At 64.5% G+C, this 22,199-nt stretch carries 20 protein-coding genes; 3 read left to right on the top strand and 17 right to left on the bottom strand.

Translation table 11 applies throughout. From position 1 onward, the window contains the following. Nucleotides 1-4 precede the first annotated feature (4 nt). A complete protein-coding gene (locus FFS49_RS09845) occupies nt 5-928 on the bottom strand; it encodes a histone deacetylase family protein (RefSeq protein ID WP_011351344.1) in 924 nt (307 codons plus the stop codon). 43 nt (nt 929-971) lie between these two features. Here FFS49_RS09845 and mltB point away from each other — a divergent pair, with 43 nt between their 5' ends. Beyond that, the gene (gene mltB / locus FFS49_RS09840) at nt 972-2,315 is read left to right on the top strand and encodes a lytic murein transglycosylase B (protein ID WP_105817532.1); all 1,344 of its coding nucleotides are present in this window, start codon (nt 972-974) and stop codon (nt 2,313-2,315) included. Between the two features lie 78 nt (nt 2,316-2,393). Here mltB and cysM read toward each other — a convergent pair whose 3' ends face one another. The 16 genes from cysM to gyrA all read right to left on the bottom strand — a co-directional run bounded on the left by cysM (nt 2,394) and on the right by gyrA (nt 20,132). Then, a complete protein-coding gene (gene cysM / locus FFS49_RS09835; RefSeq protein ID WP_039343255.1) occupies nt 2,394-3,296 on the bottom strand; it encodes a cysteine synthase CysM in 903 nt (300 codons plus the stop codon). 212 nt (nt 3,297-3,508) lie between these two features. Beyond that, nucleotides 3,509-3,853 (bottom strand): helix-hairpin-helix domain-containing protein, encoded by a 345-nt coding sequence (locus tag FFS49_RS09830; protein WP_105817533.1) that lies wholly within the window; start codon nt 3,851-3,853, stop codon nt 3,509-3,511. 74 nt (nt 3,854-3,927) lie between these two features. Beyond that, entirely contained in the window at nt 3,928-4,920 is a 993-nt protein-coding gene (gene rfaD, locus FFS49_RS09825; RefSeq protein WP_039343257.1) for an ADP-glyceromanno-heptose 6-epimerase, read from the bottom strand. Nucleotides 4,921-4,983: 63 nt separating this feature from the next. After that, entirely contained in the window at nt 4,984-5,934 is a 951-nt protein-coding gene (gene rfaE1, locus FFS49_RS09820) for a D-glycero-beta-D-manno-heptose-7-phosphate kinase (RefSeq protein WP_011351339.1), read from the bottom strand. Nucleotides 5,935-5,941: 7 nt separating this feature from the next. Further along, nucleotides 5,942-7,342, bottom strand: coding sequence for a UDP-glucose/GDP-mannose dehydrogenase family protein (locus tag FFS49_RS09815; RefSeq protein WP_105817534.1), 1,401 nt, complete (start codon nt 7,340-7,342; stop codon nt 5,942-5,944). Between the two features lie 90 nt (nt 7,343-7,432). Continuing rightward, nucleotides 7,433-8,605, bottom strand: coding sequence for a lipopolysaccharide assembly protein LapB (gene lapB / locus FFS49_RS09810; RefSeq protein ID WP_105817535.1), 1,173 nt, complete (start codon nt 8,603-8,605; stop codon nt 7,433-7,435). Nucleotides 8,606-8,658: 53 nt separating this feature from the next. Further along, complete coding sequence (locus FFS49_RS09805) at nt 8,659-8,952, bottom strand: LapA family protein (RefSeq protein ID WP_021157458.1); 294 nt, start codon at nt 8,950-8,952, stop codon at nt 8,659-8,661. Between the two features lie 210 nt (nt 8,953-9,162). Further along, nucleotides 9,163-9,486 carry an integration host factor subunit beta gene (locus FFS49_RS09800; protein ID WP_006486894.1) on the bottom strand — a complete coding sequence of 108 codons (324 nt, stop codon included), beginning with the start codon at nt 9,484-9,486 and terminating at the stop codon, nt 9,163-9,165. A 22-nt stretch (nt 9,487-9,508) separates the two neighbouring features. Continuing rightward, entirely contained in the window at nt 9,509-11,239 is a 1,731-nt protein-coding gene (gene rpsA, locus FFS49_RS09795) for a 30S ribosomal protein S1 (RefSeq protein ID WP_011694214.1), read from the bottom strand. Between the two features lie 123 nt (nt 11,240-11,362). Next, the gene (gene cmk, locus FFS49_RS09790; protein ID WP_039343267.1) at nt 11,363-12,049 is read right to left on the bottom strand and encodes a (d)CMP kinase; all 687 of its coding nucleotides are present in this window, start codon (nt 12,047-12,049) and stop codon (nt 11,363-11,365) included. 13 nt (nt 12,050-12,062) lie between these two features. Then, entirely contained in the window at nt 12,063-13,367 is a 1,305-nt protein-coding gene (aroA, locus tag FFS49_RS09785) for a 3-phosphoshikimate 1-carboxyvinyltransferase (protein WP_071334120.1), read from the bottom strand. A gap of 13 nt (nt 13,368-13,380) precedes the next feature. Then, nucleotides 13,381-14,307: a prephenate dehydrogenase/arogenate dehydrogenase family protein gene (locus FFS49_RS09780; RefSeq protein WP_039343273.1), complete on the bottom strand. Its 927-nt coding sequence runs from the start codon at nt 14,305-14,307 to the stop codon at nt 13,381-13,383. 184 nt (nt 14,308-14,491) lie between these two features. Beyond that, nucleotides 14,492-15,574 carry a prephenate dehydratase gene (pheA, locus tag FFS49_RS09775; RefSeq protein WP_039343277.1) on the bottom strand — a complete coding sequence of 361 codons (1,083 nt, stop codon included), beginning with the start codon at nt 15,572-15,574 and terminating at the stop codon, nt 14,492-14,494. A gap of 33 nt (nt 15,575-15,607) precedes the next feature. Next, a complete protein-coding gene (gene serC / locus FFS49_RS09770) occupies nt 15,608-16,690 on the bottom strand; it encodes a 3-phosphoserine/phosphohydroxythreonine transaminase (RefSeq protein ID WP_046545189.1) in 1,083 nt (360 codons plus the stop codon). Between the two features lie 155 nt (nt 16,691-16,845). After that, nucleotides 16,846-17,445, bottom strand: a complete 600-nt coding sequence (locus tag FFS49_RS09765; protein ID WP_006486966.1) for a DUF2059 domain-containing protein — start codon at nt 17,443-17,445, stop codon at nt 16,846-16,848. 83 nt (nt 17,446-17,528) lie between these two features. Further along, nucleotides 17,529-20,132 carry a DNA gyrase subunit A gene (gene gyrA / locus FFS49_RS09760; RefSeq protein WP_039343282.1) on the bottom strand — a complete coding sequence of 868 codons (2,604 nt, stop codon included), beginning with the start codon at nt 20,130-20,132 and terminating at the stop codon, nt 17,529-17,531. Nucleotides 20,133-20,671: 539 nt separating this feature from the next. On the opposite strand from gyrA, the gene ompA reads away from it, so the two are divergent. After that, the gene (ompA, locus tag FFS49_RS09755; RefSeq protein ID WP_039343284.1) at nt 20,672-21,343 is read left to right on the top strand and encodes an outer membrane protein OmpA; all 672 of its coding nucleotides are present in this window, start codon (nt 20,672-20,674) and stop codon (nt 21,341-21,343) included. A 154-nt stretch (nt 21,344-21,497) separates the two neighbouring features. Then, on the top strand, nt 21,498-22,196 hold the full coding sequence (ubiG, locus tag FFS49_RS09750) for a bifunctional 2-polyprenyl-6-hydroxyphenol methylase/3-demethylubiquinol 3-O-methyltransferase UbiG (protein WP_089424797.1): 699 nt from the start codon (nt 21,498-21,500) through the stop codon (nt 22,194-22,196). The last annotated feature ends 3 nt before the right edge of the window (nt 22,197-22,199 follow it).

Raw genomic sequence — 22,199 nt, 5'->3', positions numbered from 1 at the left:
ATAATCAGATACCGGCCAGCACGCGCAGGTGCGCGACGACGCTGCGCCCGAGCGCAGACAGGTTGTAGCCGCCTTCGAGGCAGCTCACGATGCGGCCCTGCGCATGCCGGCGCGCCACGTCGACGATCTGCGCGGTCAGCCATTCGAAGTCGGCTTCGACGAGGCCGAGGTTGCCGATGTCGTCCTCGCGATGCGCATCGAAACCCGCCGACACGAACAGCATCTGCGGCTTGAACGCATCGAGGCGCGGCAGCCAGAACATGTCGACGGCCTCGCGGATCGCCATCCCGTTGCTGCGCGCGGGCATCGGCAGGTTGACCATGTTCGGCGCCTGGTGATCGACGCCCGAGAACGGGTACAGCGGATGCTGGAAGAAGCTGCACATCAGCACGCGCTCGTCATTCGCGAATGCGGCCTCGGTGCCGTTGCCGTGATGCACGTCGAAATCGATGATCGCCACGCGCTCCAGACCGTGTACGTCGAGCGCGTGCCGCGCGGCGATCGCGACGTTGTTGAAGAAGCAGAAACCCATCGCGCGCGCAGGTTCCGCATGGTGGCCAGGCGGGCGCACGCCGCAGAACGCATTCGCATAGCGGCCTTCGATCACCGCGTCGGTCGCCGCGATCGCGGCACCGGCCGCGCGCAGCGCCGCACGCCACGTATCGCGGTTCATCAGCGTATCGGGATCGATCTCGACATAGCCGTCGACCGGCGTCATGCTCCGGATGTAATCGATGTGCGCCTGCGTATGCACCCGGCCCAGCGCCACCTCGCTCGCGAACGGCGCGGTTTCATGCACGATCAGGTCGTCGATGCGGCTCGCGATCAGTTGATCCTGGATCGCCGACAGGCGCGCCGGGCATTCCGGATGCCATTCCCCCATCTCGTGCAGCATGCAGTCGGGGTGCGTATAGAAAGCGGTTGCCATAAGCTGTCATCCGCGGCGCGCGGTGCGCCGCAGGTCTCCATCAATGATGTCCATCGTCTGCCGCGAATTCGCCGCTAACTTACCACAACGGGGGGCCGCCACGCCCCGGCGCGCCGGATCCGTCGGGTATACTGCGCCGAACCCAATCGCCTTGTCCGCCCGCTTCGACATGAATCCCAGCAAGCCTGCCGCCCTTCTCTCCGCGCTGTTCCGTGCTCGCGCGCCGCTCGTTGCGGCCGCCGTGGTCGCGGCTCTCGGCACCACGCCTGCCGGCGCGCAGACGCAACCCGCGAAGTCGGCGGGCAAGCTCGTCGCACAGGCCCAGCCACAGCAGCCGACACCACAAGGCCAGACCTTCGAAGAGGAAATTGTTCCGCAGCGTTACGCGAACAACGCGAAGGTCGATGCATTCATCGACGAGATGGTAAGCCGCAACGGCTTCGACTCCACCAGCCTGCACGCGCTGTTCTCGCGCATCAGCTACTCGGCGACGGCCGTCAAGCTCGTGAAGCCGGCCCCGTCGCCGACGGTCAAGAACTGGCGCGTCTATCGCTCGCGCTTCATCGAACCGATCCGCATCAACGCGGGCGTGAAATTCTGGAAGGCGAACCAGGCAACGCTGCAGCGCGCATCCGAGCAGTTCGGCGTGCCGCCCGAGGTGATCGTCGGCATCATCGGCGTCGAGACGATCTACGGCCGCTACATGGGCAATTTCCGCGTGCTCGACGCGCTGACGACGCTCACGTTCGACTATCCGGACACACCGAATCGCGACAGCCGCCAGGCAACGTTCCGCAAGAACCTCGAGGATTTCCTGGTCTGGACGCGCGACAACCAGCTCGACCCGACCACCGTGCTCGGCTCGTATACGGGCGCGATCGGGATCCCGCAGTTCCTGCCGAGCAGCATTCGCGAATATGCGGTCGACTTCGACGGCACGGGCCATGTCGACCTGCGCAGCAGTCCTGTCGATGCGATCGGCAGCGTTGCGAACTACCTGAAGCAGCACGGCTGGGAAACCGACCGCCCGGTGGTCTGGCAGATCACGCCCGATACGGGCAGCCTGGGGATCGCCCAGGCCGCCGCCGACGGCCAGCCCGAGCCGCACTGGGCACTGTCGCAACTGCTGCGCGCGGGCATGACGCTGAACGAGCCGACGGTCAACATTACGACCGAAGGCGGCACCCCTGTGACGGTGGTCGACCTGCCGTCGCCGGGGCGTGCGACCGAGTACATGCTCGGTCTCAAGAATTTCTATGTGCTGACGCGCTACAACCGCAGCTTCTTCTACGCGCTCACCGTGTACCAGCTTGGCGAGGCGGTGAAGGCGCAGATGGAAGCGAGCGGCGCACTTCAGCCGGCCACCGCCGACACCGAGTCGCAATAAGCGCCAACCGCTCAAAGAAAAAGCGCCGCAGTAGCGGCGCTTTTTTATCGCACGCGCACGGCGCGCACCTGCCTGCGTTCAGGCGGGAAACACGCCCGTGGACAGGTAGCGGTCGCCGCGATCGCAGATGATGAAGACGATCGTCGCATTTTCGACCTGACGCGCGATGCGCATTGCGACGTCACATGCGCCGCCCGACGAAATGCCCGCGAAGATGCCTTCGACCGACGCGAGCCGGCGCGCCATCGTTTCCGCCGCGGCCTGGCTCACGCTCTCGACGCGGTCGACGCGGCTACGATCGAAGATGGTCGGCATGTACGCTTCGGGCCACTTGCGGATGCCCGGAATGCGCGAACCGTCTTCCGGCTGCGCACCCACGATCTCGATCGCCGGATTCTGTTCCTTCAGATAGTGCGACGTGCCCATGATCGTGCCCGTCGTGCCCATGGCCGACACGAAATGCGTGATGCGCCCCTCGGTATCGCGCCAGATTTCCGGGCCCGTCGCTTCGTAATGCGCAATCGGATTGTCGGGGTTCGCGAACTGGTCGAGGATCACACCCTTGCCTTCGCGCTGCATCTGGTCCGCGAGATCACGCGCCAGCTCCATCCCGCCCTTCACCGGGGTCAGGATGATTTCGGCCCCGTAGGCGGCCATGCTCTGGCGGCGCTCGACCGACAGGTCCTCCGGCATGATCAGCACCATCTTGTAGCCGCGGATCGCCGCGGCCATCGCAAGTGCGATACCCGTGTTGCCGCTCGTCGCCTCGATCAGCGTATCGCCCGGCTTGATGCGCCCGCGCGCCTCGGCCTTGCTGATCATCGACAGTGCCGGACGATCCTTCACGGAACCAGCCGGATTGTTGCCTTCGAGCTTCGCGAGCAGCACGTTGTTGCGCGCGCGAATTTCATCGTCCGGCAAGCGGACCAGTTGGACGAGCGGCGTATTGCCGATCGTATCTTCGATAGTTTTGTAAGCCATGGATATACCGTGAGTACGAGGCCAATCAATCGATCGATTGTAAACCAGCACCGCTGCTCGCGCCGGCAACCCCATTACGACGATGGAATACACGTGCCGTGCAACGCACGGTCGCCATATGCCGTGCCCACGCAAAAAACCCGCGGCATGCCGCGGGAAGCCGTCGCAACGACGGCGACTGAAGGAGCTCGTTGTCGGTCGCGCGCGACGCGTTACTTCTGTGCTGTGCGGGCGGGTGGTGCTGCTGCTGGCTTGCCGGGCGGTTTGCCCGGCGCCGGCGGCGTAGCACCCGTGCCGGCCGCGCCTATCGTCAGGCCTTCCTGCTGAAGCCGCTCGACGGTATGGCCGCCCATGCCTTTCACGCGCGCTGCGAGATCTTCCGCATTCTTGAACGGACCGCGTGCGCCGCGTTCGTCGAGAATCGCCTTCGCTCGTGCCGGGCCGATGCCCTTGATGCCGACGAGCGCATCCTCGTTCGCGGTGTTGACGTCAACGGCCGCCCAGGCCGACGCGATCGTGCCGAGCATTGCCGCTGCGGCCAACCATTTCCTGATCATGTGCTGGATCTCCGATGAAAAACGGCCGGCGGCTGCCGACCGTGAGACCCAGTCTATCGATGCAACGCTTCCGCTTAAACCTGGCCAGATAGCCAACGCACATAGCGGTCGACGCCTTCTTGCACGGTCAGGAACGGTGCGTCGTAACCGGCCGCACGCAGCTTCGTCTGATCGGCCTGCGTGAAGCACTGGTACTTGCCGCGCAGTGCATCGGGGAACGGCACGTATTCGATCAGCCCTTGCTCGACCTGCTGCGCGAGTGTCAGCGGCGGCTGGTTGTCGAGTGCACGCAGCGTATTCACGACCGTCGATGCGATATCGTTGAACGGCTGCGCACGGCCCGTGCCGAGGTTGAAGATGCCCGACTTCTCCGGATGATCGAAGAAGAACAGATTCACCTTCGTCACGTCCTCGACCGACACGAAGTCGCGCGTCTGCTCGCCCGGTGCATAGCCGTTGTACTCGCCGAACAGCTTCACCTTGCCTTCTGCACGGAACTGGTTGAAGTTGTGGAACGCGACCGACGCCATGCGCCCCTTGTGCGTCTCGCGCGGGCCGTACACGTTGAAATAGCGGAAGCCGGCGATCTGGCTCTTCGCGGTCGGCAGCACGCGACGGATCACCTGGTCGAACAGGAACTTCGAATAGCCGTAGATGTTCAGCGGCGCCTCCACCTCGCGCTCCTCGACGAAGCGCGTCGACCCGCCGTAGGTCGCGGCAGACGATGCGTACAGGAACTGCGTACCCTGCGCGAGGCAGGCGTCGAGCACCGCGCGGCTGTAGCGGAAGTTGTTGTCCATCATGTAGCGGCCGTCGGTTTCCATCGTGTCCGAACAGGCGCCTTCATGGAAAATCGCGCGTACCTTGCCGAAATCGCCGCGGGCGAAACGTTCGACGAATTCCGTCTTGTCCAGATAGTCGTCGATCTCGCAATCGACGAGATTCCGGAACTTGTCCGCGCGCGTCAGGTTGTCGACCGCGATGATGCGCGTTTCGCCGCGCTCGTTGAGCGCCTTGACGATGTTCGCGCCGATAAAACCGGCTGCGCCGGTGACGATGAGGGTCATGATCGTCCTGCCTGAAAAGTGCGAGCCATGCGTGCGGCGCGCTCGTCGCGCCACCGCATGCGCTCAGTGAAACAGTTCGTCGTAATCCACCGTGGCCGTGCCGAGCTTGCCGACCACGATGCCTGCCGCGCGATTCGCGAGCACGACGGCGTCGACGAGCGGCACGCCCGCGCCGAGCATCGTCGCGACCGTTGCAATCACGGTATCGCCCGCGCCCGACACGTCGAACACCTCGCGCGCGAGCGCCGGCGCGTGCAGTTCGCCGGTGGCGGAAAACAGCGTCATCCCTTCTTCCGAACGCGTGAGCAGCAGCGCGTCGATGCCGAGCTCCGCACGCAGCTTCGCGACGCGCGCGCGCAGATCGTCTTCCGACTTCCACTGCCCGACCACTTCGCGCAGTTCCGCACGATTCGGCGTAATCAGCGACGCGCCGCGATAGCGTGCCCAGTCGTCGCCCTTCGGGTCGACGAGGACGGACTTGCCGGCCGCACGCGCCTTCTCGATCATCGTCGTGACGTGCGTCAGGCCGCCTTTCGCGTAATCCGACATCAGCACGACGTCGTGCTGCGGCAGCAGCGCATCGAAGCGCGCAAGCCCCGCGAGCAGCACCTCGTGCGTCGGCATGGCCTCGAAGTCGACGCGCAGCAGTTGCTGCTGGCGCGCGAGCACGCGCAGCTTGATCGTGGTCGGCAGCGCCGGGTCGCGCTCGAGATGCGGCGTCACGCCGCTGCTGCCGAGCAGTTCGACGATCCGCTCGCCGGGTTCGTCGCAACCGACGACGCACAGCAATCCGGCCTGGCCGCCGAGCGTCACGGCGTTGCGCGCAACGTTGGCCGCACCGCCGAGGCGCTCTTCCTGACGCTGCACATGCACGACCGGCACCGGCGCTTCAGGCGAAATGCGATCGACGTTGCCGAACCAGTAACGGTCGAGCATCACGTCGCCGACGACAAGCACGCGCGAGCGCGCGAGCTGCTCGCGCGGCACCGGAACGACTTCGCGGAGAGTATTCATCGTGTGGTCAGCCACGGGTGGACGACTGGGGATCGACATACGGCCGGCCGATCGCGTAGTAGTCGATGCCCAGTTCGGCCATCGCATCCGGCTCATAGAGGTTGCGGCCGTCGAAGATCACCGGCGCCTTCAGTTCGGCCTTCAGGCGCGTGAAATCGGGACTCCGGAACTCCTTCCACTCGGTCACGATCACGAGCGCGTCCGCGCCCGTCACGGCGATGTCCTGCGTCTCGACGAGATGCAGCCGCGCCAGCGCGTCCGCATCGGCGCCGAAATCGAGCGCAAACACGCGCCGCGCCTCGTCGACCGCGACCGGATCGTACGCACGTACGGTCGCGCCGCGTTCGAGCAGCGCGGCGATCAGGCGGCGGCTCGGCGCCTCGCGCATGTCGTCGGTGTTCGGCTTGAACGCCAGGCCCCAGACCGCGAACTCGCGGCCGGTCAGGTCGGCGCCGAAGCGCTGCTCGATCTTGCTGATCAGCACGTCCTTCTGCGCATGATTGGCCGCCTCGACGGCCTCCAGGATGCGCAGCGGCTGGCCATTCTCACTGGCCGTGCGAATCAGCGCCTGGACGTCCTTCGGGAAGCACGAGCCGCCGTAGCCGACGCCGGCGTACAGGAAGTGGTAGCCGATGCGCGGATCGGAGCCGATCCCGCGGCGCACGGCCTCGATGTCGGCGCCGACCTTGTCGGCCAGATTCGACATCTCGTTCATGAACGAGATGCGCGTTGCGAGCATCGCGTTCGCCGCGTATTTCGCGAATTCGGCCGAACGCACGTCCATGTAGATCGTGCGCTCGTGGTTGCGATTGAACGGCGCGTAAAGCTTCTTCATCTTCTCGCGCGCGATCGTGCCCGTCTCGTCGCCGTCGACGCCGATGATGATCCGGTCCGGACGCATGAAGTCTTCGACCGCGGCGCCTTCCTTCAGGAACTCCGGATTCGACACGACCGAGAAGCGATGCGCGACGCTGCCTGCCAGACCGCGGGCGGCAAGCGCCTCGTCGACCACGCCGCGCACGCGCTGCGCGGTGCCGACCGGCACGGTCGACTTGTCGACGATCACCTTGAAGCTCGTCATGTGGCGGCCGATGTTGCGTGCGGCTTCGAGCACATACTGCAGGTCGGCCGAGCCGTCCTCGTCAGGCGGCGTGCCGACGGCGATGAACTGGATCTCGCCGTGCGCGACGCTCGCCTCGATATCGGTCGAGAAGCGCAGGCGCCCTGCCGCGCGGTTGCGCGCGATGATGTCCAGCAGCCCCGGTTCGTGAATCGGCATCCCGCCGTTGTTCAGGATGTCGATCTTGCGCTGATCGACGTCGAGACAGAAGACGTCGTGACCGATCTCCGCGAGGCAGGCGCCCGTGACGAGACCGACATAGCCGGTGCCGATGATGGTGATTTTCATAGATGTTCCGGTACTTCCCGGTAATTGACTAACTTGACCGCCGGGACGAGCCCGGCGGCAACCGCAGCGCGTTGGCTCCGCGTGCCGGGATCAGCCCGGCATCGCAGGTTCGACGCGGCGCGGCGCATAGGTTTCCCAACCGCTGCATCCTGGGCACTGCCAATAGAAGAGCCGTGCCCGGAAACCGCAATTCTGGCACGTATACCGTGGCAGATTCTTCGTGCGCTGCTTGATCAGCGCACGCATCATTTCAAGTTCCTTACGACGCAGTTCGTCGGCCGCCGCAATTTGCGCATCGAGCAGATGCAGCATCCCCGACAGGTTCGGCGACTTCTCCATCTGCGTGCGCGCGAGCGTGTGCGCCGCGTCCTGGCCGCGCAATCCCGCGATGTGCTGGTACGCGATGTCGAGCAGGTCGTTCGACGGATAGCGGTCGATATACCCCATCAGCAGCTCGGCGCCTTCGACATTCTTGCCGAGCGCGACATACGCCTTCATCAGCTTGTCGGCGACGAGCGGCAGATACGCCGGATTCTGCGCTTCGACGCGCTTCCAGTACTCGATCGCGGCCGCGTGGTTGCCCTCGGCTTCCGCCGCGTCGCCGGACAGCACCGTCGCGCGAACGTTCTGCGGGTTCACGGTCAGCGCCAGGCGCAGCTGTTCGGCGGCCGCTGCCGCGTTCTTGCGCTGCAGCGCGTCCTGTGCGAGTTCGCAGTGGAACTGGGCAATTTCGACGCCGAGCGGCTTGTCGCTCATCGACTCGATGCGCTTTGCCGTATCGATCGACTTGTTCCAGTCCTTCTCGATCTCGTAGATCGTCAGCAGCGCCCGCTGCGCACCGAGCGCGTAATCGCCGTCGGCGAGCTTGTGAAACGCCTCTTCGGCACGATCCAGCAACCCGGCCTTCAGGAAGTCCTGGCCGAGCTCGTACAGCGCGTGATCGCGCTCGTTGACCGGCAGGTCCGTGCGGCTCAGCAGGTTCTGGTGCACGCGGATCGCGCGATCGGTCTCGCCCCGGCGGCGAAACAGGTTGCCGAGCGCGAAGTGCAGCTCGACCGTCTCGGGATCGAGCTTGGCGACCTCGATGAACGCATCGATCGCCTTGTCGGGTTGTTCGTTCAACAGAAAATTCAGGCCGCGAAAATACGATCGCGGCAGGTTGGCACTCTCCGACAGGAGATTCTTCAGGTCATAGCGTGACGCCGCCCAACCAAGCGCGAACGCGACCGGAATCGCGAGCAACCACCAGAAATCCAGATCCATGCGAAATATCGAAGCAGAGACGAAAACCGCGCGATGATCGCGCGGCGTCCGTGTTAAATGACGGGCGGCATCGGCGGCTGGTCGATGACGGCCGGCGTTTCGCGCGCCGCACGCAGATCGCGCTTCAGGCGCCCGTTCTCGAGACGCAGGCGAAAGATCGAAGGCAGCGCGGACAGCAAGCCGGCCAGCAGCCCCACGGCGAAGAACGCCAGGCCGATCAGGATCAGCGGCGCTTGCCATGAATAGCCGGCAACGAAATTCAGCGTCGCGGTTTGCGTATTGGCCAGCGCAAGCACCAGCAGCAGTACGAACACCAATACCCGGATCAGCCAGACGATAAACTTCATGAAGCCCTCTCTTTGTTGAGGTTTGCCGCGGCGCGCGACTCCCCTTCGTCGCGCCGAATCGACCCGTATTGTAAAGGATGCGTTTCCGCGGCTGCGCAGATCCTGCGCCCACCCGTTGCGCGGCGATCGCCGGAAATGAAAAAAGCGCCCGCAAGGGGCGCTTTTCTTTTCAGCCTTCGCCGGATGGGTTCCGGGCAAACCGGATGACGCTTAACGCTCGTCGTCCGGATCATCAGCCTTCAGCGGCTCACCGGCGCGGCCGTCGACGCGTTCGCGCAATTCCTTGCCAGGCTTGAAGTGCGGCACGAACTTCTCGGGCACCTGCACTTTCTCTCCTGACTTCGGGTTGCGTCCGACGCGCGCCGGGCGACGGTTGAGGCCAAAGCTGCCGAAACCCCGAATTTCAATGCGATGCCCTTTCGCCAGGGCGTCAGACATCGCATCGAGCATCGTTTTCACCGCGAAATCCGCATCCTTGAGGACAAGTTGCGGAAATCGCGATGCCAGCTGCGCGACCAACTCGGATTTGGTCATACTTCAGCAGACCTCGTGAGGCTTACTGGTTCTGGCCGTCGAGCTTCGCCTTCAGCAGCGCGCCGAGGTTGGTCGTACCGGTCGCAGCAGCGCTGGAGTCCGACTGCAGGCCGCGGATCGCTTCCTGTTGTTCGGCCGAATCCTTCGCCTTGATCGACAGGTTGATGCCGCGCGACTTGCGATCGATGTTGATCACCATCGCGTTGACCTTGTCGCCTTCCTTCAGCACGTTGCGTGCGTCTTCGACGCGATCCTGCGAGATTTCCGATGCACGCAGGTAGCCTTCGATGTCGCCCGTCAGCGTAACGACCGCACCCTTCGCATCGACCGTCTTCACGACGCCGTCGACGATCGAGCCCTTGTCGTTCATTGCAACGTAGTTGCTGAACGGGTCGCCTTCGAGCTGCTTGATGCCGAGCGAAATACGTTCCTTCTCGACGTCGATACCGAGCACGATCGCTTCGACTTCGTCGCCCTTCTTGTACTTGCGAACAGCCTCTTCGCCAGCTTCGCTCCACGACAGGTCCGACAGGTGGACCAGGCCGTCGATGCCGCCCGGCAGACCGATGAACACGCCGAAGTCGGTGATCGACTTGATTGCGCCCGTGATCTTGTCGCCCTTCTTGAAGTTGCGGCTGAAGTCATCCCACGGATTCGGCTTGCACTGCTTCATACCGAGGCTGATACGACGGCGGTCTTCGTCGATCTCGAGGACCATGACTTCGACTTCGTCGCCCAGCTGGACAACCTTCGACGGAGCAACGTTCTTGTTGGTCCAGTCCATTTCCGACACGTGGACGAGGCCTTCGATGCCCGATTCCACTTCGACGAATGCGCCGTAGTCGGTGATGTTCGTGACCTTGCCGAACAGGCGCGTGCCCGACGGGTAACGGCGCGAGATGCCTTCCCACGGATCGTCGCCCAGTTGCTTGATGCCCAGCGAGACGCGGTTCTTCTCCTGGTCGAACTTGAGGATCTTCGCGGTGACTTCCTGGCCAACCGACAGGACTTCGCTCGGGTGACGCACACGACGCCATGCGATGTCGGTGATGTGCAGCAGGCCGTCGATGCCGCCGAGGTCGACGAACGCGCCGTAGTCGGTGATGTTCTTGACCACGCCGTTGACGATCGCGCCTTCCTTCAGCGTCTCGAGCAGCTTCGCGCGCTCTTCGCCTTGGGTTGCTTCGATCACTGCACGACGCGACAGCACGACGTTGTTACGCTTGCGATCGAGCTTGATCACGCGGAACTCGAGCGTCTTGCCTTCGTACGGGGTCGTGTCCTTGACCGGACGCGTGTCGACCAGCGAACCCGGCAGGAACGCGCGGATGCCGTTGACCATCACGGTCATGCCGCCCTTCACCTTGCCGGTGATCGTGCCGGTGACGAGCTCGTTGTTGTCGAGCGCCTTTTCCAGCGACAGCCACGATGCAAGGCGCTTCGCCTTGTCGCGCGACAGGATCGTGTCGCCGTAGCCGTTTTCGAGTGCGTCGATTGCGACGGACACGAAATCGCCCGACTGCACCTCAACCTCGCCCTGATCGTTCAGGAATTCCTCGATCGGAATGTAAGCCTCGGACTTCAGGCCTGCATTGACGACCACGAAGTTGTGGTCGACGCGCACGACTTCGGCGGAAATCACTTCGCCGGCGCGCATGTCTTGGCGGGTCAGCGACTCTTCGAACAGAGCCGCGAAAGATTCAGTATTCGGGGTAGAGGTTTGCAGGTCGGACATAAAAATCTGATTGTGCATGGATCGCTGTGCCACGCCGGCCGGAATGGCAGGCTGAAAGGGCCAGATCGAAGTCCACACGGGGTTAAGGGTTCGAAACACGCTTCGCACTTACGCGCGGAGCACCTACCGCTGCCCGCCTTCTCAGGCGGGCTGGCCGAGCGCCCGGTACCACTGCAGCACCTGGTCGACGGCTTCATCGACCGAAAGCGCCGACGTATCGAGCAGCTTGGCATCTGCCGCCGGCTTCAGCGGCGCGGCCGCGCGATTGCTGTCGCGCGCATCACGTTCACGAAGATCCCGGAGCAAGTCATCTATATTAGCAGAAAAACCTTTTTGCATCAATTGCTTATGCCGCCTGGTCGCGCGCGCCTCGGCGCTGGCCGTCAGGAACACCTTCAGCACGGCGTCCGGGAAGATCACGGTACCCATGTCGCGCCCGTCTGCAACGAGGCCCGGCGTCTTGCGGAACGCGCGCTGGCGCGCGACGAGCGCGGTGCGCACCGGCCCGTGCACGGCAATCGCCGATGCGCGGTTGCCGACCGCCTCGGCGCGGATGTCGTTCGACACATCGACGCCGTCGAGCTGCGCGCAGCCTTCGCGGAACGTGATGTGGAGATCGTCGATCAGCTTCACCAGCGCGTCGATGTCCTCCGCCTCGATGCCGTAGCGCACGCTCGCGAGCGCGGCGAGCCGGTACAGCGCGCCGCTGTCGAGCAAGTGGAAGCCAAGATGCGCGGCGACGAGCGCGGCGACGGTGCCCTTGCCGGAAGCAGTCGGGCCGTCGATCGTGATGACGGGGGTCGGGTGAAAGGGGCGGGTCGATTTCATCAGAACAGTGGGGTCAGGCTTTGGCGAGCGCGGCGAAGCGGTCGAAATAGTCGGGGAACGTCTTGCCGACGCACTTCGGATCGTTGATCCGCACGGGCACGCCGCCGAGGCTGACGAGCGAGAAGCACATCGCCATCCGGTGATCGTCGTAGGTGTCGATCGCCGCGTTCGGCGTGAGCTTTTCCGGCGGCGTGACGACGAGGTAGTCAGGGCCTTCCTCGATGATCGCGCCGACCTTGCGCAACTCGGTCGCCATCGCGGCGATGCGGTCGGTTTCCTTCACGCGCCAGCTCGCGATGTTGCGCAGCGTGCTCGTGCCGTTCGCGAACAACGCCGCGACCGCGATGGTCATCGCCGCATCGGGGATCAGGTTGAAGTCCATGTCGATCGGCTCGAGCTTGCCGTGGTCGTGGCCGATGCCGCGCACGTCGATCCAGTCGTCGCCCATCGTCACGTTCGCGCCCATCTGCATCAGCGCGTTCGCGAAGCCGACATCGCCCTGGATGCTCGCGCGCCCCACGCCTTCGACGCGCAGCGGGCCGCCGCCAAGCGCGCCGGCCGCGAGGAAGTACGATGCGGACGACGCATCACCCTCGACCATGATCCGGCCCGGCGAACGGTAGCGGACGCCGGCGGGCACGACGAAGCGCTGCCAGCCGTCGCGCTCGACGGTCACGCCGAAGCGCTCCATCAGCCGGATGGTGATGTCGATGTACGGCTTCGAGATCAGTTCGCCGTCGACCTCGACGACGATCTTGCCGTCCTTTGCCTTCACGAGCGGCAGCGTCATCAGCAGTGCCGTGAGGAACTGGCTCGACACGTCGCCACGCACGCGGATCGGCGCGTCGACGGAAATGTTCGCGGGCTTGATCCGCAGCGGCGGGTAGCCTTCGTTCAGCTCGTAGTCGATCTGCGCGCCGATTTGTCGCAAGCCGTCGACGAGATCGCCGATCGGCCGCTCGTGCATGCGCGGCACGCCGTGCACGCGATAATCGCCGCCGTTCACGGCGAGCGCGGCGGTCAGCGGCCGCACGGCCGTGCCCGCGTTGCCGAGGAACAGATCGGCCGTCTTCGCGGTGAATGCGCCGCGCGTGCCGGTGACCACGCAGGTGTCGCCGTCGCGCGCGAGCTTCACGCCGAGCTTGCCGAGTGCGTCGAGCATCACGCGCGTGTCGTCGGAGTCGAGCAGGTTGGTGATCGTCGTTTCGCCCTCGGCGAGCGCCGCGAGCAGCAGCACGCGGTTCGAAATGCTCTTCGAGCCGGGCAGGCGCACGGTGCCCGAAGCGCTGGAGTACGGGCCGAGATCGAGGTAGTCCATGGGAATCGTCCTGTTATTTCTTGACCGGTTCGGCAGCGGGCGCGCCGCCGCGCTCCTGCCATGCCTTGCGTGCGGCACGCGAGCGCGTGAACACCGCTTCGAGGGCCGCGCCGTCGCCGGCGTCGATCGCCGCACGCAGCCGCGTGAGCACTCGCGTGTAGCCATCGAGTTCATCGAGCAGCGCCGCGCGGTTCGCGACGCACACGTCGCGCCACATCTCCGGACTCGACGCCGCGATGCGCGTGAAATCGCGGAAGCCGCCCGCCGCATACGAAAATTTCAGCTCCGCGTCGGCCTCGCCGAGGATCTGCTCGACGAGCGCGAATGACAGCACGTGCGGCAGATGGCTGATCGACGCAAACACGCGATCGTGCTGCTCCGTGCTCATCGTGCGCACATCGGCGCCCGTTGCGCGCCACATCGCGTCGATCCGCGCGACCCATTCGGGTGCGTTCTCCGGCAGCGGGCACAACACGACGTTACGGCCGACGTACAGATCCGGTAACGCGGCCTCGACGCCGCTCGACTCGCGACCGGCGATCGGGTGCCCCGGCACGAACTGCGCGATCCGTGCACCGAGCGCTGCGCGCGCGGCCGCGACGACATCGGACTTGGTACTGCCCGCATCGGTGACGATTGTCGTCGCTTCAAGCCACGGCGCGATGCGCGCGAGCAACGGGCCCGTTTGCGCGACGGGTGCGGCCAGCAGCACCAGATCGGCGCCAGCCAGTGCGTCGCGCAATTGCGCATCGTCGTCGAGCGCCGCCGCGCGGTCGATCACGCCGAGTGCGAGCGCACGCTCGACCGAAGTACGGGAACGCCCCACGCCGACAACCTCGCCCGCGCCGCCCGGCGCGCGCTCGCGCAGCGCGCGGGCCAGCGATCCGCCGATCAGGCCGACGCCGAAGATGACCAGTTTGTTGAATGCAAAGCCTGACACGACAAGAGCCAAGTTACGCGCACAGGACGACGCCCCGCACGCGGAATTCCAGATTCCGGGCAACGGGCCCGCAGCCGGCGCAACCTGCGCCGGATGCCGCCCGAACCCGCCTTCGGCAGCGCCGATCGGCCTGCCCTGCCCGCCCGGCCAACGCCTGCGCGAACAGGCGACGGGCCGCCACGCATCAGCGTGCGCGCGGATACGAACCGAGTATCTTCAGGAACGCGGCCTTCTGGCCGAGTTCCGCGAGCGCGGCCGCAACCGACGCATCGTCCCGGTGCCCTTCGATGTCGATGTAGAAGTAGTACTCCCACGTGCCGACGCGCGCCGGACGCGACTCGAAGCGCGTCATCGACACGCCATGCCGCGCGAGCGGCTCGAGCAGCTTGAACACGGCGCCCGGCTCGTTCTTCACCGACACGATCAGCGACGTCTGGTCGTGACCGCTCTGCCCCGCGGGCTGCTTGCCGATGATCACGAAGCGCGTGCGGTTGTGCGGATCGTCCTGGATCAGCGAGAACGCGATCTGCAAGCCGTAGTGTGCGGCTGCGCGGTCGCCCGCGATCGCCGCGACGGTCGGATCGGCCGCCGCGAGACGCGCGGCCTCCGCGTTGCTCGCCACCGCCTGCCGCTCGAGCTGCGGCGCATTCGCCGCAAGCCACTGCTGGCATTGCGCCAGCGCCTGCGCGTGTGCACAGACGCGTTTCACGCCGTCGAGCGTGCCGCTCTGCGTCAACAGGTTGTGATGGATCGGCAGCGCGAGTTCGCCGCTGATCAGCAGTTGCGTCTGCAGCAGCAGATCGAGCGTGCGCGAGACGGCACCTTCGGTCGAATTCTCGACCGGCGCGATACCGAACGCGGATGCGCCGGCCTCGACCGAGCGGAACACCTCGTCGATCGACGGGCACGGCAGCCCCTCGATCGACTGGCCGAAATACTCGAGCATCGCCTGCTCGCTATACGTGCCGACCGGCCCGAGGAACGCGACGTGGATCGTCTGCTCGAGCGCGCGGCTCGCGGCCATGATCTCGCGCCAGATGGCGCTGATGTGCTCGCTCTCGAGTGGCCCCGCGCTCATGTCCTGCAGCCGCGCGATCACTTGCAGTTCGCGCTCCGGCCGGAACACCGGCGCGTTGAAATGCTTCTTGACCTCGCCCACCTCCAGCGCCACCGCGGCGCGCTGGTTCAGGAGCGCGATCAGCTGCGCGTCGATCGCATCGATGCGATCGCGCAGCGGTTTCAGGCGGGAATTCAGTTCGTCGTCCATGCGTTTTGCCGTGCTGTTTGAACAGCGCCGCCGTCAGGCGCCGCGCTGCTCGAAGTCCTTCATGTACTCGACGAGCGCTTTCACGCCCTCGAGCGGCACCGCGTTGTAGATCGACGCCCGCATGCCGCCGACGGACTTGTGGCCCTTCAGCTGCAGCAGCCCGCGCGCCTTTGCGCCGGCAAGGAAGTCTTCGTTGCGCGTTTCGTCGGCCAGGAAAAACGGCACGTTCATCCGCGAACGTGCTGCCGGCTCGACCTTGTTCAGATAGAAACTGCTCGCATCGATCGTGTCGTAGAGCAGCTTCGCTTTTTCGATATTGCGGGCCTCGATCGCTTCGAGGCCACCCTGCCGCTTCAGCCACTGGAACACCAGGCCCGCGATATAGATCGCGTAGGTGGGCGGCGTGTTGTACAGCGAGTTGTTCGCCGCGATGGTCTTCCACTCGAACGCGGACGGGCAGATCGACAGCGCGCGGTCGAGCAGATCCTCGCGCACGATCACGAGCGTCACGCCGGCCATCCCGATGTTCTTCTGTGCGCCGCCGAACAGCACGCCGTACTTCGCGACGTCCATCGGACGCGACAGGATGTGCGACGAGACATCAGCAACCAGCGGTACGTCGCCGAGATCGGGAATCTCGAACGTCTCGACGCCGTCGATCGTCTCGTTGGTACACAGATGCACGTAGGCCGGATCGTCCGACAGCTGCCATTCGGCGCGCGCGGGCGCACGCGTGAAGCCGTCTTCCGTCTTGCCGGTTGCGGCGAGATGGGGCGTGCCGTATTTCTTCGCCTCGTTGAACGATTTCTGCGACCACGAGCCCGTGACGACGAAGTCGGCCGTCGTGCGCGACCCGAGCAGGTTCATCGGTACGATCGCGTTTTCCGCGATGCCGCCGCCCTGCAGGAACAGGATCCGGTGACTGGCCGGCACGCCGAGCAGGTCGCGCAGGTCGGTCAGCGCGGCCTCGTGGATCGACATGAATTCCTTGCCGCGATGGCTCATCTCCATCACGCTCATGCCGCTGCCGTGCCAGTCGAGCATTTCGTCGGCCGCTTGTCGCAGCACTTCCTCGGGCATCGCCGCGGGGCCGGCGGAGAAATTAAAGACGCGCATCGTGAAAACCTCGGAGGGACGCGACCGGCTCGCCGCCGGCAGAACGCGCCAGAAAAGAAATGGCCGCTTGCGCTCGCGCGCAAACGGCCATTATCGCACTGTCGTCAGGCTCCCGCCAAACCCGGCCGAACGGCCGGGGGCGTACCCGGACGGCTTTACTTGCCCGGCTTGACTGCTGCGACTTCCTTGTCAGCCTGCGTGCGCGTTGCCTGGATAGCTTGCGGCATGTACTTCTGCATCAGGCCGTTGACCACGTCGCGACCGACCTGATCCTGAACCTGGATGAACTTGCGGCCCGTCGGGCTCTTGTAGAACGTCGTCAGATCCTTGATCTCCGACGTGCTGTAGTACTTCGCGTACGCGTCGTACTGAGCCGACATCGCGTCGCTCTGGAACTGCTGCGTGCCGAACACCTTGCCCGCGCCGTCAACCAGCTTCGGCACCGCGTTCTTCTGCAGCGTCGGAACGGCAGCCTGCTTCTGCTTGTCGTTCAGCGTCTTGTTTTCCGACAGTGCGTCCGACAGGATCGCCGGGACGAGTTGCTTGGCCTGCATTTCGGCGCTGTTGCCGATTGCCGACACGAGCTTCGGCGCGTCGATCGCGTCGAGCAGATCCTTGATCGCCGCCTTCTTGTCGGCGTCGATCGGCGCAGCTGCCGCCGGAGCTGCCGGTGCGGAATTCGACAGCGCTTGCGCCATCGCGAACGTCGGCACCAGTGCAGCCAGCAGAACCAGTTGCTTGAATTGCTTTTGCATCATCACTCCCTTTTGGAAATATGAATGGTTGCTCGCCGGCCGCGGCGCTTTTCGCCCGCGGCGGCCAGAGTCTCATCCGTTCTTCAGGCTTCGCCGTCCGACGCCTCGTCGGCTTCGCCCTCTCCCTCTTCGGCCTCGGCGATCTGCTGCAGGCCAGAGAGCTTCGTACCCTCATCGAGACTGATGAGTGTAACACCTTGCGTGGCGCGCCCCATCTCGCGAATCTCGGAAACACGGGTGCGAATCAACACGCCGGCCGTCGTGATCAGCATGATCTGATCCTCGGCATCGACGAGCGTGGCAGCCACGACCTTGCCGTTGCGCTCGGACGTCTGGATCGCGATCATACCCTTCGTGCCGCGACCGTGACGCGTGTACTCGGTGATCGGCGTGCGCTTGCCGTAACCGTTCTCGGTCGCGGTGAGCACCGTCTGCTCCTCGCTGCCGGCAACCAGCATCGCGATGACCTGCTGCCCGTCTTCCAGCTGCATGCCGCGCACGCCGCGCGCCTCGCGCCCCATCGGACGCACGTCGTTCTCGTCGAAGCGCACGGCCTTGCCGGAGTCCGAGAACAGCATCACGTCGTGCGCGCCGTCGGTGATCGACGCACCGATCAGGTAGTCGCCTTCGTCGAGGCCGACCGCGATGATGCCCTTCTTCATCGGACGGCTGAATGCCTCGAGCGGCGTCTTCTTCACGGTGCCGAGCGACGTTGCCATGAAGATGAACTTGTCGGCCGAGAATTCCTTGACCGGCAGCACGACGTTGATCTTCTCGCCTTCCTGCAGCGGGAACATGTTGACGATCGGGCGGCCGCGCGAGTTGCGCGAGCCCTGCGGCACTTCATAGACCTTGACCCAGTACACGCGGCCGCGGTTCGAGAAGCACAGGATGTAGTCGTGCGTGTTCGCGATGAACAGCGTCTCGATCCAGTCGTCTTCCTTCATCTGCGTCGCCTGCTTGCCGCGACCGCCGCGCTTCTGCGCTCGGTACTCGGACAGCGGCTGCGACTTCACGTAGCCCGCATGCGACATCGTGACGACCATGTCCTGCGGCGTGATCAGATCCTCGGTGTTCAGCTCGGTCGCGTTCAGCTCGATCTTCGAGCGGCGCGCATCGCCGAACTCGGCCTTCACCGAGGTCAGTTCCTCGCCGATCATCGTCGTGATCCGCTCGGGGCGCGCGAGGATGTCCAGCAGGTCGGCGATCTGTGCCATCACTTCGCGGTACTCGCCGATGATCTTGTCCTGCTCGAGGCCGGTCAGGCGCTGCAGACGCATCTGCAGGATTTCCTGGGCCTGCGTGTCGGACAGGCGGTACAGCCCGTCGGCCTGCATGCCGAACGCCGGGTTCAGGCCTTCCGGGCGGTACGCGGAGCGGCCGCCGGCCGCCGCGTTCTCGCTCTCGGCACGCGTGAGCATCTCGCGCACGAGCGACGAATCCCACGGCTTCGCCATCAACTCCGCCTTCGCGATCGGCGGCGTCGGCGCGGCCTTGATGATCGCGATGAACTCGTCGATGTTCGCGAGCGCCACCGCGAGACCTTCGAGCACGTGGCCGCGTTCGCGGGCCTTGCGCAGTTCGTAGATCGTGCGGCGCGTCAGCACTTCGCGTCGATGCGACAGGAAGCACTGCAGGATTTCCTTCAGGTTCAGCAGCTTCGGCTGGCCGTCGACGAGCGCGACCATGTTCATGCCGAACGTATCCTGCAGCTGCGTCGCCTTGTACAGGTTGTTCAGCACCACTTCCGGCACTTCACCGCGCTTGAGCTCGATCACGACACGCATGCCGCTCTTGTCCGACTCGTCGCGGATGTCGGAGATGCCTTCGAGCTTCTTCTCGTTGACGAGCTCGGCGATCCGCTCGAGCAGCGAGCGCTTGTTCACCTGGTACGGCAGCTCGTCGACGATGATCGCCATCCGCTGGCCGCGGTCGATCTCCTCGAAGTGCGTGGCCGCGCGCATCACGACGCGGCCGCGCCCGGTGCGATAGCCGTCGCGCACGCCGGCGACGCCGTAGATGATGCCGGCCGTCGGGAAATCCGGCGCCGGGATGATCTCGATCAGCTCGTCGATCGTCGCTTCCGGGTTGCCGAGCAGATGCTGGCACGCGTCGACGACTTCGTTCAGGTTGTGCGGCGGGATGTTGGTCGCCATGCCGACCGCAATACCCGACGAGCCGTTGATCAGCAGGTTCGGGATGCGCGACGGCAGGACCGACGGCTGCATTTCGTTGCCGTCGTAGTTCGGCTCGAAATCGACCGTTTCCTTGTCGATGTCGGCGAGCAGCTCGTGGCCGATCTTCGCCATGCGAATTTCGGTGTAACGCATCGCCGCGGCATTGTCGCCGTCGATCGAGCCGAAGTTGCCCTGCCCGTCGATCAGCATGTAGCGCAGCGAGAAGTCCTGCGCCATCCGCACGATCGTGTCGTAGACCGCCGTGTCGCCGTGAGGGTGATATTTACCGATCACGTCACCGACGATACGCGCCGACTTCTTGTACGCGCGGTTCCAGTCGTTGTTCAGTTCGTGCATCGCGAACAACACGCGCCGATGCACGGGTTTCAGGCCATCGCGGACATCCGGGAGGGCACGTCCGACGATCACGCTCATCGCGTAATCGAGATACGAACGGCGCATTTCCTCCTCTAGGGAGGTGGGCAGGGTCTCTTTGGCGAATTGATCCATGTATCCGTATCGTTTCGGAGCGAAGACGGCGAACGCCTTTCGCGTGGGCGCTGCATGCGCAACGCAACGCGAGATTCTAACATGCGCCCATCAGCCGCCAATCCGCCTCCCCCTCTATATGTAAACAGCAAAAATCGCGGCCACGACGAATCGGCGAAATCATCGGCTGAAATCGCGCGCGACCCGACGTCGCAGGCAATCGCATCCGCCGCGTTTCATGCGCACAAGTAAACAACTGCACGCAATCGCGCAATTTCGCCGCCACACTCTTGACAATCTCTGAAAGTTACGGCAGGTCGGTGTTGCGCATGCACCACAAAGTTGAAGCGATCTTGGGGTGGGGAGGATTTTTTTTCGTAGGAAGGGAACGATATGGCAAAATGCCAACGCACTGAAAGTTAGACGCTGCTCGAAGTCTACACAGAGCGGTGCCGCGTTTTTTGTGCCGCACCAATGTTATACTTCGAGCAATGTATGACTTGTCACCGTCAACAGGCTCGCAGTAAACCTGCGGTAATCTCAATTTCGAGAGGAGAAATATGAATAAACTTTCAAAGCTCGCGTTCATTGCAGCTACCGCAGTTATGGCTGCATCCGCTTCGGCACAGTCGGTGCCGGCGTCGCGTCAAGCCGTCAATGACAACTGGGTGAACGGCACGGGCGAATGGGTGTGGATGAACGGCACGAACGAGCTCTGCTGGCGCGATGCGTTCTGGACGCCGGCCACCGCCAACGCGAAGTGCGATGGCGCACTGGTCGCCCAGGCACCGGCACCGGCTCCGGTCGCTCCGGTCGCTCCGGCAATCACGAGCCAGAAGATCACGTATCAAGCTGACGCACTGTTCGACTTCGACAAGGCAACGCTCAAGCCGCTGGGCAAGCAAAAGCTGGACGAACTGTCGTCGAAGATCCAGGGCATGAACACGGAAGTGGTCGTCGCAACGGGCTACACGGACCGCATCGGTTCGGACAAGTACAACGACCGTCTGTCGCTGCGCCGTGCGCAAGCCGTGAAGTCGTACCTGGTCAGCAAGGGTGTGCCGGCCAACAAGATCTACACGGAAGGCAAGGGCAAGCGCAACCCGGTTACGACTGGCTGCAACCAGAAGAACCGCAAGCAACTCATCGCCTGCCTCGCACCGGACCGCCGCGTGGAAGTCGAAGTGGTCGGTACGCAAGAAGTCCAGAAGACGACCGTTCCGGCAAACTAAGCCGCGGTTTTCGACTGCTTCAAAGCCCCGCTCCGGCGGGGCTTTTTCATTGACGCCCGTCCAGGCGCTCGCCGCTTCGCCGCTCGTCCGCTTCTTATATACTCGGGGCTGACGAATCGCAGCACCGCCCTCCTCCCGTAGCCCGTTTGCCGACATGACCAACGCCGATCCGCACGAACTCCAGAAATTCAGCGACCTCGCCCATCGGTGGTGGGATCCGAATGCCGAATTCAAGCCGCTGCACGACCTGAACCCGGTCCGGCTCGGCTGGATCGATGCGCATGCGCACCTCGCCGGCAAGCGCGCACTCGACATCGGCTGCGGCGGCGGCATCCTGTCCGAATCGATGGCCGGACTCGGCGCGCAGGTGAAAGGCATCGACCTGTCGACCGAAGCACTCGGCGTCGCCGACCTGCACAGTCTCGAAAGCGGCATCTCGGTCGATTACGAGGCCATCGCAGCCGAAGCGATCGCCGCGCGCGAACCGGGCACCTACGATGTCGTCACGTGCATGGAGATGCTCGAGCACGTGCCGTCGCCCGGCGATATCGTCGCCGCCTGCGCGACGCTCGTGAAGCCGGGTGGCTGGGTGTTCTTCTCGACGCTGAACCGCAACCTGAAGGCTTACCTGTTCGCCGTGATCGGCGCGGAATACATCGCGCAAATGCTGCCGAAGGGCACGCACGACTACGCGCGCTTCATCCGTCCGTCGGAACTGGCCAGCTTCGTGCGGGCAACGGATCTGCACATCGTGGAGATCAAGGGCATCACGTATCACCCGATCGGCAAGCGCTTCGCGCTGTCGAACGACGCCGACATCAACTACCTCGTCGCGTGCCGTCGCGGCGCGTGACCC

Origin of the sequence: Burkholderia sp. 4NA327C6, from assembly GCF_005502655.1 — a bacterium.
Lineage (GTDB): Bacteria > Pseudomonadota > Gammaproteobacteria > Burkholderiales > Burkholderiaceae > Burkholderia > Burkholderia contaminans.
The sequence above is the reverse complement of the archived record's forward strand: the minus strand, read 5'-3'. Positions and strand labels throughout refer to the sequence as shown.

Bases quoted from the DNA above. Each gene is read 5' to 3' on its own strand.
- FFS49_RS09845 (WP_011351344.1), bottom strand. From the start codon at position 928: ATGGCAACCGCTTTCTATACGCACCCCGACTGCATGCTGCACGAGATG.
- mltB (WP_105817532.1), top strand. From the start codon at position 972: ATGATGTCCATCGTCTGCCGCGAATTCGCCGCTAACTTACCACAACGG.
- cysM (WP_039343255.1), bottom strand. From the start codon at position 3,296: ATGGCTTACAAAACTATCGAAGATACGATCGGCAATACGCCGCTCGTC.
- FFS49_RS09830 (WP_105817533.1), bottom strand. From the start codon at position 3,853: ATGATCAGGAAATGGTTGGCCGCAGCGGCAATGCTCGGCACGATCGCG.
- rfaD (WP_039343257.1), bottom strand. From the start codon at position 4,920: ATGACCCTCATCGTCACCGGCGCAGCCGGTTTTATCGGCGCGAACATC.
- rfaE1 (WP_011351339.1), bottom strand. From the start codon at position 5,934: ATGAATACTCTCCGCGAAGTCGTTCCGGTGCCGCGCGAGCAGCTCGCG.
- FFS49_RS09815 (WP_105817534.1), bottom strand. From the start codon at position 7,342: ATGAAAATCACCATCATCGGCACCGGCTATGTCGGTCTCGTCACGGGC.
- lapB (WP_105817535.1), bottom strand. From the start codon at position 8,605: ATGGATCTGGATTTCTGGTGGTTGCTCGCGATTCCGGTCGCGTTCGCG.
- FFS49_RS09805 (WP_021157458.1), bottom strand. From the start codon at position 8,952: ATGAAGTTTATCGTCTGGCTGATCCGGGTATTGGTGTTCGTACTGCTG.
- FFS49_RS09800 (WP_006486894.1), bottom strand. From the start codon at position 9,486: ATGACCAAATCCGAGTTGGTCGCGCAGCTGGCATCGCGATTTCCGCAA.
- rpsA (WP_011694214.1), bottom strand. From the start codon at position 11,239: ATGCACAATCAGATTTTTATGTCCGACCTGCAAACCTCTACCCCGAAT.
- cmk (WP_039343267.1), bottom strand. From the start codon at position 12,049: ATGAAATCGACCCGCCCCTTTCACCCGACCCCCGTCATCACGATCGAC.
- aroA (WP_071334120.1), bottom strand. From the start codon at position 13,367: ATGGACTACCTCGATCTCGGCCCGTACTCCAGCGCTTCGGGCACCGTG.
- pheA (WP_039343277.1), bottom strand. From the start codon at position 15,574: ATGGACGACGAACTGAATTCCCGCCTGAAACCGCTGCGCGATCGCATC.
- serC (WP_046545189.1), bottom strand. From the start codon at position 16,690: ATGCGCGTCTTTAATTTCTCCGCCGGCCCCGCGGCGATGCCCGAGGAA.
- FFS49_RS09765 (WP_006486966.1), bottom strand. From the start codon at position 17,445: ATGCAAAAGCAATTCAAGCAACTGGTTCTGCTGGCTGCACTGGTGCCG.
- gyrA (WP_039343282.1), bottom strand. From the start codon at position 20,132: ATGGATCAATTCGCCAAAGAGACCCTGCCCACCTCCCTAGAGGAGGAA.
- ompA (WP_039343284.1), top strand. From the start codon at position 20,672: ATGAATAAACTTTCAAAGCTCGCGTTCATTGCAGCTACCGCAGTTATG.
- ubiG (WP_089424797.1), top strand. From the start codon at position 21,498: ATGACCAACGCCGATCCGCACGAACTCCAGAAATTCAGCGACCTCGCC.